At 37.2% G+C, this 12972-nt stretch carries 12 protein-coding genes; 3 read left to right on the plus strand and 9 right to left on the minus strand.

Features of this window, described 5'->3' with window-relative positions; genetic code table 11:
* The 7 genes from B554_RS0116855 to B554_RS0116885 form a co-directional block, all read right to left on the minus strand.
* Entirely contained in the window at nt 1-678 is a 678-nt protein-coding gene (locus B554_RS0116855) for a YoaK family protein (RefSeq protein WP_019458974.1), read from the minus strand.
* Nucleotides 679-683: 5 nt separating this feature from the next.
* Nucleotides 684-1886 carry a serine/threonine transporter SstT gene (gene sstT, locus B554_RS0116860; RefSeq protein WP_019458975.1) on the minus strand — a complete coding sequence of 401 codons (1203 nt, stop codon included), beginning with the start codon at nt 1884-1886 and terminating at the stop codon, nt 684-686.
* A 425-nt stretch (nt 1887-2311) separates the two neighbouring features.
* Nucleotides 2312-2620: an ArsR/SmtB family transcription factor gene (locus B554_RS0116865; RefSeq protein WP_004702027.1), complete on the minus strand. Its 309-nt coding sequence runs from the start codon at nt 2618-2620 to the stop codon at nt 2312-2314.
* 474 nt (nt 2621-3094) lie between these two features.
* The gene (locus B554_RS0116870) at nt 3095-3661 is read right to left on the minus strand and encodes a TetR/AcrR family transcriptional regulator (RefSeq protein ID WP_019458976.1); all 567 of its coding nucleotides are present in this window, start codon (nt 3659-3661) and stop codon (nt 3095-3097) included.
* Between the two features lie 360 nt (nt 3662-4021).
* A complete protein-coding gene (locus tag B554_RS0116875; protein WP_019458977.1) occupies nt 4022-5185 on the minus strand; it encodes a cupin domain-containing protein in 1164 nt (387 codons plus the stop codon).
* A 30-nt stretch (nt 5186-5215) separates the two neighbouring features.
* Nucleotides 5216-5809 (minus strand): Maf family protein, encoded by a 594-nt coding sequence (locus tag B554_RS0116880; protein WP_019458978.1) that lies wholly within the window; start codon nt 5807-5809, stop codon nt 5216-5218.
* Nucleotides 5809-6192, minus strand: a complete 384-nt coding sequence (locus tag B554_RS0116885) for a DUF2237 family protein (protein ID WP_004702019.1) — start codon at nt 6190-6192, stop codon at nt 5809-5811. Before B554_RS0116885 ends, B554_RS0116880 begins: the two co-directional genes overlap by 1 nt.
* Nucleotides 6193-6330: 138 nt before the next feature.
* On the opposite strand from B554_RS0116885, the gene B554_RS0116890 reads away from it, so the two are divergent.
* From B554_RS0116890 to fba, 3 genes are all read left to right on the plus strand, one after another.
* Entirely contained in the window at nt 6331-7518 is a 1188-nt protein-coding gene (locus B554_RS0116890; RefSeq protein WP_019458979.1) for a phosphoglycerate kinase, read from the plus strand.
* Nucleotides 7519-7640: 122 nt separating this feature from the next.
* Entirely contained in the window at nt 7641-7883 is a 243-nt protein-coding gene (locus B554_RS0116895) for a hypothetical protein (protein ID WP_019458980.1), read from the plus strand.
* A 121-nt stretch (nt 7884-8004) separates the two neighbouring features.
* The gene (gene fba, locus B554_RS0116900; RefSeq protein WP_004702014.1) at nt 8005-9042 is read left to right on the plus strand and encodes a class II fructose-bisphosphate aldolase; all 1038 of its coding nucleotides are present in this window, start codon (nt 8005-8007) and stop codon (nt 9040-9042) included.
* Between the two features lie 120 nt (nt 9043-9162).
* On the opposite strand, the gene B554_RS0116905 is transcribed toward fba, so the two are convergent.
* Together B554_RS0116905 and B554_RS0116910 are read right to left on the minus strand one after the other, a co-directional pair.
* Complete coding sequence (locus tag B554_RS0116905; protein WP_019458981.1) at nt 9163-10473, minus strand: peptidylprolyl isomerase; 1311 nt, start codon at nt 10471-10473, stop codon at nt 9163-9165.
* Nucleotides 10473-12914: an LPS-assembly protein LptD gene (locus tag B554_RS0116910; RefSeq protein ID WP_019458982.1), complete on the minus strand. Its 2442-nt coding sequence runs from the start codon at nt 12912-12914 to the stop codon at nt 10473-10475. Before B554_RS0116910 ends, B554_RS0116905 begins: the two co-directional genes overlap by 1 nt.
* Between the last annotated feature and the right edge of the window lie 58 nt (nt 12915-12972).

Raw genomic sequence — 12972 nt, forward strand, 5'->3', positions numbered from 1 at the left:
TTAATCCGAATTTGAAGAAGAACTGTGAAAATAAACAACCCAATACGAGATACTGAGAGTTAAACTCAAAATTGCTGGAAGCAAAAATGCTTGCAATTTTAAGTAGGGGTGAACTAAAGCAGCAATTATACCACCAAGCAGAAAACCTGAAAAAATAAGTAGATGCAAAATTATACGACGGTTTTCAACTTTTAAACCACGTGCCATATAACCAAGTGCAAGACCAAGGTCTGTCAAAACACCTGATAAATGAGTGGTTCTGATAATGGTCCCTTTATAATGGCTGACCATGGCATTTTGTAATCCCATGGCGACACAAGCCCATAATAATCCATATTTGGGAAAATAAGGGAGTAATAGCCAACAGAGAAAAATAAAGAGAGCAACTAAACTTAAAGGAAGGCCATAGCGACGGCCTAATTTAAAATGACTGTTACCTAAAATAAAGCCACTATAAAATGATCCACATACATAACACAGTATAACAAGTACTAAATATATGATGTGTTCAAATTGCCAGTTTACCAAACTCATCGCTAGCATACTGACATTACCTGTCATATGCGAAACTGATTGATGTAAAAGGGTGATTAGCCCTAATACATTAATCATTCCGGCATTTATTGCCAGTAAGAAGGCACCAATTTGGAACCAGTTTGGTAAACGTTGAAATGGCATGTTCTCTAAGAGTTTTGTTTGGAGCGAATATCAACTGCGGCTGTAAATAAAACATCAGTAGATGAGTTAAGAGCCGTTTCCGTTGAATCTTGTAATACACTAATAATCATACCTACCGCAACAACTTGCATTGCAATTTCTGATGAAATACCAAATAAACTACAAGCTACTGGAATTAAAAGTAGTGAACCTCCTGCAACACCAGATGCTCCACATGCTGAAACTGTAGCGACTACTGATAAAATAATCATGGTTGCTAAATCAACATGAATTCCTAATGTGTGTACAGTTGCTAACGTGAGTACTGTGATGGTCACAGCTGCACCAGCCATGTTAACAGTAGCACCTAAAGGAATAGAAACGCTTGCAGTAGATGGGTTAACACCTAAACGCTCAGCTAAATCGAGGTTAACTGGAATGTTAGCTGCTGAACTACGTGTAAAGAATGCCGTAATACCACTTTCTTTTAAGCATTTAAAAACGAGTGGGTATGGGTTACCACGAATTGTTAAACCTACTAAAATTGGATTAACTACAAGAGCAACAAAAAGCATTGTTCCTAGTAGAACAGCTAATAATTGTGCATAGCTCTCAAGCGTTGCTAAACCGGCATCAGCAAAAGTTACTGCCACTAAACCAAAAATACCCACCGGAGCAAATGCAATCACTTTATGGATAATCGCGCTCACTGCATGTGAAACATCATGCATCACTTGCTTAGTGGTATCTGAGCTGTGGCGCATTGCCAAACCGAGACCAATTGCCCATGCAAGAATACCAATAAAGTTTGCTTCGCTAATCGCTTGTACTGGGTTTGCAATAAAACTTAAAAGCAAGTTTTTTAATATATCAGCGAGGCTACCTGGCGCTTGTAGGTTGTTATGTGAAACAGTGTTGAGAAATAAGGTACTTGGAAAAGACAAGCTAGCAATTACCGCACTAAAAGCAGCTAATAGCATGCCCACAACATAAAGTAATAAGACTGGACGTAAATTTGCACTATGACCTACTTGGAAGTTGGCAATAGAAGAAAGAACCAATACAAAAACTAAAATAGGAGCAACTGATTTCAATGCTTTAATGAACAGTTCACCAAACAAGCTTAGATAGGGTGTAACGTTTGGAAATAATAGTGCAACGCCTATCCCTAAAACAATCGCAATAATAATTTTGGTGACTAAGCTTAATCGAGAAAAGAATTCAAGCATATAAAGGCCTTATTAACCTATTCGTGGCTAAAGGTTGAACAAGCGGAGTATTTTATACTTAAGTGATCGGAATCTTAAGCTTTTTTATAGCAACTAATCGGGTTTATAAGCTGTGGTAATATTAAGTATATGTTTTTAAAATATTAAAATAATATTATTAAAGTGCCAAGAAAGATGTTTTGCTTACATTACAATCAATAAACCAATTATGTAGACTTGGTTATTTAGTAAATGAATGGTTGAAGATAAAAGATGTAAAAAGAAATAGAAGAGATTATTTTTGTTTTCAATAGATTTGAATACTAGAAAAACTACGCGAATTTTCAATCCTCTTTGCTGGAACAACTACACCCGCTACCAAGTTGAAAAATCGCATATTTCAGGAAATACATTAATATTATTATAATTTTATAAGCGCAGATCAGTTACTTTATGCAATATAACTGATAAAGCATATTTAAAATTGAATGCATCTTATCATCCTTTATAGAGTAGAAAATTTGTTTGCCATCACGACGGGTTGAAACAACATCACTTTTACGTAACATCATCAATTGTTGTGAAAGGGTGGGCTGGGTAATTTGTGTTTTGTCTTCGATCTGAGAGACATTCAACTCCTCATGAGCTAAGTGACATAAAATTAATAAACGGTCAGTGTTAGCTAAAGACTTTAATGTTCCTACGACAGAATCGGCCGCATTTTTCATTTCTTCAATTTGGAGTCCATCTTTCATACTTTATACCTATATCAATATGGCCGGCATAGTATAGATTGATCTTGCAGAAATGAATGTAGCAAAACTAATCAATCCAATTGTTTTTGTTGAAAAGGTTTATAAGTGTAATTGATAAATATATAGCATTATTAAGGTAAAACAAGAATTTGTAGTTGTTTTGTGTCAAAAGTGTTGCGTTGTGTGAGAAGCGTAATTGTTAAGTATAAATGAAACAAAGTCAAAGTAAACAATCCATGTTTTAACTCGGATCAATAGTTAATTCTGATTTATGTCAAAAAAGTCGATAAAAAAAGATTGAGTTTTTACTTTTTAAAGATATAATGGATCATGTACAGACAGGTCTGTATATTCTGGTTTGGAATCTTATTCCAAAAAGAAGTCTAACTCTAAACTAGAATGACTTTCAGACGCAGCGTGATGAATAAGAAGAAGATTCAACAACATAAGAAGAATAATATCACGCTTTATTTTTTAATGTGCAGTTTTTTCAAACTCAATTAATCTCTCCACACGTTTCCAGTAGTCATAAATTTTTACTGAACCATGTTCAACTTGAGCTTGAATGGTCATACCTTCTAAAATATTGACTAGAAGTAAAGCTAAAGGGCGGGACTCTTCAATTTTAAGTTCAATAAGAAGGTCTTGCATTAGCTGGGTTAACCATATTTTATATAAGGTTGCAGGCTGGTGAGTAGAAGGGTACTGTTTTAATACTTCTTCTAGGGCTTTTTGAAACATACAGCCATTAAAATCATCACTATTAAACCAATTTGAATACCATAAAAATATTGCTTTAATGCGAGCTAATGGATTGTTTTCATCTTCTTGGGAAATAGCAGCAGTAAGAGAATTTTGCAAAAGTGAGTTTCTCAACAATAAACACTCTTCAATAAGTTTCTCTTTTGAAGGAAAGTATTTATAAAATGTCATTTTTGCTACACCAGACTCACTGATGATACGATCTACTCCTATAGAATTATAACTATATGAGTTAAAAAGTCTTAAAGCAGTGGTAATGATGTCATCTTTTTTTGACATGTTTTGATAGCCTCACACAAATATTTTGCTCTTAGCCTAAATGGTGGAATGCATAAATAAAAAGCACGAACGCGCAATTTTACATTGTATTGATTGTTATTGATAGAAAAAAATACGTTTTTTGAAAACAATAAAAGATATAAAGCTAAATGCTCTAAATATAAATTTTATATTTATTAAAAAAAATTTCTATATTTTACAAAGCCTGTAATAGATCATTTTTTCACTTAGCAAGATTGATTTATACCATAAACGAATAACCATAAACATGGGTTTAAAGAATGGTATATTTAAACATGTATTTATAAAAGAAAAAAGGAGAAATTTATAAATTTCTCCTTTCGTGATGATTAGCTAATATTATTCCGCAGGAGGTAGAAGCATGATAATTGAATCATTTAATAATTGAACAATATTCTCTAAAATATCTAAACTGTTTAGTTCGTTATTGAAAGGAATACTTTTTCCGTCAGCTATAGCTTTAAGTTGAGTGGCAAAAGATTCCACAATTGGTAAATCTTCTCCATTACCCCAAAAATTTAAAATACCATTTTGTTCTTTATAAAGTAGGCGAGAAGCAGGTTCTAGCAATAATTCATAGCCTTCTGACAAAATAGCATTTAAATCTTCAATTTCAATTTCATCAGGTTCTGGAATATTGTCTGGATATTTAGGCTCAGTCATGTAGGCCATAATAGCAGCATCAAGTACTGATGAGTTTTGCAACTGAGCTAAAACCAAATTTCTTAAATAAGCTAATTCTTCTGGATTGATTTCACCAACTTGAGAAATATTCTTCCGAGCAATATCTACAACTGGGTTTTGTAGTAATTCATCGGTAGCAAATTGATCGCTAATTCTATCGATCATGCCTGAAATATTAGGCATGCGAAAACCAAGTGAGTAGGTTAAACACTCATCTTCTGCAACACCATAGTGAGATAATCCAGGTGGAACATATAAAAGGTCTCCAGGAGCCAAAACTTCATCAAAATGAACATCGATTTCAGGTAAAAGCTTTAAAGGTTGATTGGGTACAAATTGAGTAGTTTCATCACACATTTGTCCTAGTTGCCAACGACGGTGACCATGGCCCTGAACTAAGAACACGTCATAAAAGTCAAAATGTTTTCCGACTGAACCACCTTTAGGGGCATAAGAAACCATAATATCATCACGACGCCATTGTGGAATGAAAGGAAACTTCTTCCATAACTCGGCTAAATCAAATGAGTAATGATCAACTGCTTGTACTAAAAGCGTCCATAGTTTTGGGAGTTTTTGAAAGTCACCTTTGGTTAACGGCGATGATTTTAAATGCCATTCATTTGGGTTCTTATCTTTTTGACGAATAAGACGAGCACTGACATGATCTTCTACAGCAAGTTCTTTTACATCATTTGGCTCTAACATGCCAATAATTTCAGGCATAGCATTGCGTACAAGTAATGGTTTTTTCTGCCAATATTCTGTTAGGAATTGTTCAGCAGTAATGCCGCCTAAAACGGTTAAAGGTTGTGTCATGGAGATAACCTATAAATAAGCTAATAAATATTAAGGAATTTGAAGTTCAAGCTGTCTTAAAATCTGACAAAGCTGAATCATGGGTAAACCCATTAAAGTGGTTTGATCTTGGCCTATCATTTTTTCAAATAGACTAATACCTAGACTTTCACACTTAAAACTTCCCGCACAATGGAGGGGTTTGTCTAACTCGATATATCTTTCGATTTCAAACTGGGTTAGATTGCGGAATTTAACTTGATAGTGATCAATGAGAGTGTGTTCAAAACCCTTTTCAATGCACTGGACACTTAAAGCTGTACTAAAAAAGACTGTTTTACCAGAGTTGGCCGTTAATTGAGCTTTTGCATTTTCAAAGTTTAATGGCTTACCAATAAAATCATGAGGGGCATGTTCTCGCCATGCAACCTGATCTGATCCAATCACAATTGCTTGAGGATTCTGTTGAGCTATAAGCTGTGCTTTAGCAAATGCTAATCTTTTTGCTAAATCGTCAGCATGAGTCTCACCACAAGGACTTTCATCAATATCTGGGCTAATACAGGTATATTCGAGTTTTAAACGGTTCATCAAATCCTTACGCGTTTGACTACTCGATGCCAAGATAATTTTGGGTTGCTTCATCAAACTGCAAATTCCATTAACACATCTAAAGGAACGTAGCTTAATACTGCTTGATGACAAGCGTGGAGTTTGATGGGAGGTGCTTGCCCAGCTTGATAAGCTTCAACCCAGCGAGTTACACAGATGCACCAGAAGTCGCCAGGCTGTAAACCCGGGAAGCCTGCCTCAGGTAGAGGGGTAATAAGATCATTTCCAATTTTTTGTGAAAAATTTAAAAACTCTGAAGTCATTTGAGCACATACAGTGTGTTGCCCAAGATCTGTTACCGCTGTATGGCAAAAACCATTTCGAAAATAACCAGTAATAGGGTCAAAACAACAGCTCGCTAAAGGTTCACCTAAAACATTTAAACGATTGATTTGTGGATCTGGATGAATAGACATAATGGATGAAATATTAGTTTACTACCTCTATCATAATCAAAACTTTGGCTTTCTACAGCTTTTATGCAAAAAAACTAACCTTTTTTGATGTAATCATTTAAAATTGGCGCGTTTTTAAAATCATAAAGAGAGCTTTACATGAATTTTCAGCGTATGACTGACCTTAACTTAGCAGGTAAACGTGTACTTATTCGTGAAGATTTAAACGTTCCTGTTAAAAATGGCGTGATTACCAGCGATGCTCGTTTACGTGCAGCACTTCCAACAATAAAAGCTGCTTTAGAAAAAGGCGCTGCTGTAATGGTATTTTCGCATTTAGGTCGTCCTGTTGAAGGTGAGCCAAAGCCAGAACAATCACTTGCACCAGTTGCAGCATATTTAACTGAAGCATTAGGTCAAGAAGTTAAATTATTTACTGACTATCTTGATGGTGTAGAGGTTCAGGCTGGGCAAGTGGTTTTGCTCGAAAATGTTCGTTTTAATGTGGGTGAAAAGAAGAACAATCCTGAGCTTGCACAAAAGTATGCTGCTCTATGTGATGTATTTGTTATGGATGCATTTGGTACTGCTCACCGTGCGGAAGCGTCTACAGAAGGTGTTGCTCGTTTTGCTCCTGTTGCAGCCGCTGGCCCATTACTAGCTGCTGAATTAGATGCACTTGGTCGTGCAATGCAAACACCTGAAAAACCAATGGTTGCTATTGTTGCTGGTTCTAAAGTTTCAACAAAACTTGATGTTTTAAACTCATTGTCTACTATTTGTGATCAACTTATTGTTGGTGGGGGTATCGCAAACACCTTCTTAGCGGCAGCAGGTTACAACGTTGGTAAATCTTTATACGAAGCTGATTTAGTTGAAACTGCAAAACAAATAGCTGCTAAAGTAAGTGTTCCGCTTCCTACAGATGTTGTTGTTGCTGATGCATCTCAAATTAATTTTGAAGATTTCTTAGGTTCTTTAGCGGCAGCGGAAGCTGTTGTTAAGAAAGTTGAAGATGTAACATCAAACGATATGATTTTAGATGTTGGTCCTGAAACTGCTAAAGCTTTTGCAGAAATTTTGACTACTTCTAAAACGATTCTTTGGAATGGCCCTGTTGGTGTGTTTGAAGTTGATCAATTCGGCGAAGGTACTAAAGCACTTTCTCTTGCTGTTGCTGAATCTGATGCATTCTCGATTGCTGGCGGTGGTGATACTCTTGCTGCGATCGATAAATATAATGTTGCTGACCAAATTGGCTATATTTCAACTGGTGGTGGCGCATTCCTTGAGTTCGTTGAAGGTAAAACTTTGCCAGCAGTTGCAGTTTTATTAGAACGTGCATAATACATATATGTAAAAATAAGAAGGGGTTGGGTTCAACTCCTTTTTTCATGGATAAGTCATTAAATTGTCATATTTCTGAAATAAAATAATGAGCACTAAATCACCAATTGTGGAAAATAGTGATGAATTTAAAACTTACCTTAGCTGCTTTGTTAATTGTTCCAGTGATGTTGACTGCTTGTGGCAAAAAAGAAGAGTCTTCTAAAGCAGGGCAAGATGCTGCTTCTACAGCAGTTGCTGATAAAGTAACTCCTGAACAGCAAGCTACAATTGATTCGCTTGATAAGCCAGTTTTAGATGAAAAGAATACCGATGTGGTTGAAGGTGGCGCATCTAGTGAGCCGGCTGCTTCAGAAACTCATTAATTTGTTGTGTTTTGTTAAAAAGTCCCTGCAAATGCAGGGATTTTTTTTGAAATACTGTGATTTGTTGCTGAATTGAAATAAATGACAAGGTAGAATAAGCCGCACTACCTGGGAGGATATTATGGCACTCATTTCAATGCGCCAGCTCTTGGATCACGCTGCAGAACATAACTACGGCGTACCAGCATTTAACGTAAATAACTTAGAACAAATGCGTGCAATTATGCTTGCCGCGGATGCAACCAATTCACCTGTGATTGTTCAGGCATCAGCTGGAGCTCGCAAATATGCAGGCGCTCCATTCTTGCGCCATCTTATTTTGGCTGCAATTGAAGAATGGCCGCACATTCCGGTGGTAATGCACCAAGACCATGGTACAAGTCCTGAGATTTGTCAGCGTTCAATTCAGCTTGGCTTTAGCTCTGTGATGATGGACGGTTCATTAGGTACAGATGGTAAAACACCTACATCTTACGAATACAACGTTGATGTAACTCGTAATGTTGTTGCTTTAGCACATGCATGTGGTGTTTCTGTTGAAGGTGAGATTGGCTGTTTAGGTAGCCTTGAAACTGGTATGGCTGGCGAAGAAGATGGTGTTGGTGCAGAAGGTGTACTTGATCACTCACAACTTCTTACTTCTGTTGAGGAAGCGACTCAGTTTGTTGCTGATACCAATGTAGATGCTTTGGCGATTGCTGTAGGTACTTCACATGGTGCTTACAAGTTTACTCGTCCACCTACAGGCGATATCTTGGCAATTGACCGTATTAAAGAAATTCATGCGGCATTACCAAATACCCACCTTGTTATGCATGGTTCAAGCTCTGTACCACAAGAATGGTTGAAAGTGATCAATGAATTCGGTGGTGATATTAAAGAGACTTATGGTGTGCCTGTTGAACAGCTTGTAGAAGCAATTAAACATGGTGTGCGTAAGATCAATATTGATACAGACTTACGTTTAGCATCTACTGGTGCAATTCGTCAGTTTATGGCTGAAAACCCAGCCGAATTTGATCCACGTAAATACTTTGCTAAAACTGTAGATTCAATGAAGCAAATTTGTATTGATCGTTATGAAGCGTTTGGTACAGCTGGTAATGCTGATAAGATCCGCCCAATTTCTTTAGAGAAAATGGTTGATCGTTATAAATAATTCTCGTTAGGGTTTGATTTGTAGAAACCGGTTATGTAAATAACCGGTTTTTTATTAGCTGGATTTTTATTCATAAAAAAACCTGTGATAAACACAGGTTTTAATAGCGGCGAGAAGAACTTACTTTGGTAAGTTTTTCTTGTCGAGGCTAGGATCTTTAATTTCTACATAGGCATTAGCACGTACTTCACGTAACCAGCTATCAACTTCTGTGTTGAATTGACGCTCACCTAGAATTTGACGTGCCATACGCTCTTGATATTCATGAGTCATATCTTTTTCGCGTTTGTCTGTCACTTGTAGGATATGCCAACCAAATTGAGTTTGGAAAGGTTCACTAATTTGACCTACAGGAATTTCCTGCATTTTTTTATCAAACTCAGGAACCATCATACCTGGTGTAACCCAGCCTAAACTACCGCCATCACGTGCTGAACCTGTATCGTTTGAATAGGTTGCTGCAAGTGTAGCAAAATCTTGTCCTGCTTTTAATCGCTTGTAAATGCTATCAATAATTTGTTTCGCATTTTCAGGACTAACGACTTCAGACGGTTGAATAAGAATATGGCGAGTTTGATACTGTGTTACTAAAGCTTTTTGTTCATTTTGCTTACGTTCTAAAAGTTTTAGAACATGTACGCCATCACGTACAGAGATTAGATCAGTTGTTTGACCTTCTTGTAGCGGAGTAATGCGCGCAGCAAGTTCAGCTGGAATGTCAGAAAGAGGGCGGAACCCCATATCTGCACCTTCAACTTTCGCACTTGTAGTTGAAAGCTTTTTGAGTGCATTTAAGTCATTACTTTGAGCAAGCTTCGAACGAACTTCTTTGGCTACACTCTGAACTTCTTGAGGGTTGTCCCCAGAAATTCGCATGTGAATCACATGTACTTGATTGCCAAGAGCTGCTTGTCCCTGAGGTGACTTTAAGAAATTGTCTACATCTTGATCGCTAATTTTAATGCGAGACATTACTTGTTGTTGACGTAAGCGATTGATTGCTAAATCTTCACCAATACGGCTACGTAAATTTTCATAAGTACCTGGTGCTATAGCATCTAACTTTTGTTGAAAGGCTTCTAAGCTTTTGCTACCAGATTGATTTGCTACTTTAAGTACTGCTTCATTTAGACTTTTCTCATCAGGCTTAATGCCATAACGTTTTACTTGTTCAAGTTGAGCTTGACGTAAGATAAGTTGATCTAAAACCTGAAACTGTAGGTATTGTTGAGGTGGTACTTCTTTTTTTTGTGCTTGCAATTCGTGGGTGGCTTCAGCCATTCCTTGTTCAAGGTCGCTTTTTAAAATTACGCTATTGTCCACAATTGCCACAACTTCATCAGCGGGTTGGGCAAAACTATGCATTGATGAAGATATTAATACAGCAAGGGTTGTTGCTTTAAAAAACTGTTTAAGATGCTTTGTCTTCATTAACGTTGTGTCCAAGATTGATTAATTTTGTTAAAACCTAACACGCGATTTTCGAGTAAAGATGCAAGTTTATTGTTTAAACCGCCTAAACCTTTGAGGGTAATTTCAGCCATGATCGCACGTTTTTCACTAACATTCGAAGCTTTCGGATCATCTAGGTCGTTATAGTAAGAGCGACCATAGACTGAGATACCCCAACAGCATGATTCGTAGTTAACACCGAGTAAAATTTCACGGGCAACATCATTATCGATGTCATATTGTACGTGGCCCATAATACGCCAATTGTCTTTAATTGGTTGTATAAACGATGCAACAACTTGATCATAAGTCTCTTGACGACCAGCTATGTCTTTGCGATAGAAGTAACCTAGGTTGTAAAGGTTACCTTTGTCGCCTGTATAGTAAACTTGGAAGTCTCTCTGGGCATTATCACCATTTGACATCCATGCAGAATTGGCAGCAATTGTAAAGTTTTGGTTGAGTTGGCTCGTTAAACTTACAACAGGACCAGTATTACGTTCGGTATCAATATCATCTTGTTCGTTTAAAGTAACACGGCGATCTTCAAAGTAATAACTTTGTCCTACACTTGCACGCAAACGTTCTAAACCTACCGTGTCAAAAAGACTATAACTTACACCTAGTGATAAGAAGTTGTTGTCTTCAAGGCGGTCATGACCATAGAAGCGGTATGGGTTAAAGAGTTGATCGTAATTAACCGATGCTGAAGTTGAGTCGAAGTTTGGATAACTGTCTTGGTTCTTGTAAGGCGCATACGCATAAAATGCACGAGGGGTGATCGTTTGTAGGTATTTACCTTCGCGTTCAAAAGTTAAACCACTGTCCAAAGTAAACTGAGGTACAACAACTGATTTAGATTCTGAGCTTGCATCTAGACCCTGTGAGGCAATACTGTCCTTATCATAGAATGTCTGGATAGACCGTACAGAAACTTCAGGAATAACAAAGGCTGATGGTGTTCGATAGTTATAACGTGTTGCGAACTGGTTATAAATACGCGTACCACTACTTTCCTGAGCAGAACCGTCATTAATTGATTTTTTAAAGTATGCCGTATCGTTATTAAATTCGTATTGTAATCCCTGTGGGTTACCAGTGACATAATTTAATAAAAACTGTGGTAAACGTGCATAAGGTTTATTTGCATCCAAAATTGTTGGATCTAGTGTTTGGAAGTCTTCAACTTTAAGCTGCGCTTTTAAGCCAGGAATACCGTGCTGATAGTTAAGTTCCCAAGCTCTACGTAAATTTACATCGGTTTTAGAGTTTGGGCTGTTATCTAAATCAGCAAAATAATCTTTATCCGATGCATAACGATATTCAAGATTGGTTGACCACTGATCGTTAATATCCCAGTTATGAAGGAAGTTAAAGTTTTTACGATCTTGATCATCGTATTTTTTATCAGATGGAAGTATACCGCCCCATATTTGACCAGAACCGAAGCCATCAGTTAAATATCTAAACGAACCTTGCAGCATTGCACCACGGTCTGCTAAGTAACGTGGAGTCACGGTTGCATCATAATTAGGTGCAAGATTTAAATAAACAGGTACAGAAAGTTCAACACCACCATCGTTTGAGAAGCCAAACTGGGGATTGAGAATACCCGTAGTTCGGCGGTCATCAATTGGAAAGTTGAAATATGGAACGGCAATAACAGGAACATCTTTAACATAGATTTTTGTTCCACGCGTAACACCGCGACCGGTTTCCTGATTTAGCTCAATTTTATTGGCTTGGATCTTCCATGCAGGTTTTTGACCTGGAGGGCAAGTGGTATATGTTGCATCGTTAAGAACCATCACATTTGGAGAGGTTTTTTCGATTTTTCCAGCATGACCATGGGCATGTTGTTGTTCGGCAATATAAAAACTATTGTCTAAATTACCAGTCTGAGTCTTTAAATTGTAATCAATTTCGTCACTTTGAGAGAGTAAGCCACCTTGAGCCAACTGTACTCGGCCTTTTGCATGTGCAAATGTTTGAGTTTTATCAATGGTCACTTTGTCGGCACGAACCGTGCGACCTTCTTGATCAATTACCACATTTCCTTCTAACACCGAGTCGCCAGCAGGGTTGTAATGACCATAATCAGCCGTAACGACCGAAGTGGTTTTATCTGCATCTAACGCTTTGGTTTCAGGATTAATAGGGGTAATCCAAGTTCCTTGACAAAATGCCGAACTCAAATATTTATTATTGCGCAACTGCGCTTCAGGTGCAGATTTATCAACATAATATTGTTGAAAGAATTCCTGTCCTGGATAGGCTTCCTTAATACTCGCCTTAAGTTGATTATTGTCTATGTTGGAGACAACATCAGCTGACTCAGCATAACTTGATTGTATGGAGCCACTACATAAGAGCGTAAAAATAGCGGTCGCTAAAGGATTAAATTTAAACTGATGCTTCATTGTCTCATTAACCAAGTATGCTAATTCACAATTAATTATTGTCGCATCATAGAGAAAA

This window comes from Acinetobacter sp. GG2 (assembly GCF_000292385.1).
GTDB classification, from domain to species: domain Bacteria; phylum Pseudomonadota; class Gammaproteobacteria; order Pseudomonadales; family Moraxellaceae; genus Acinetobacter; species Acinetobacter seifertii.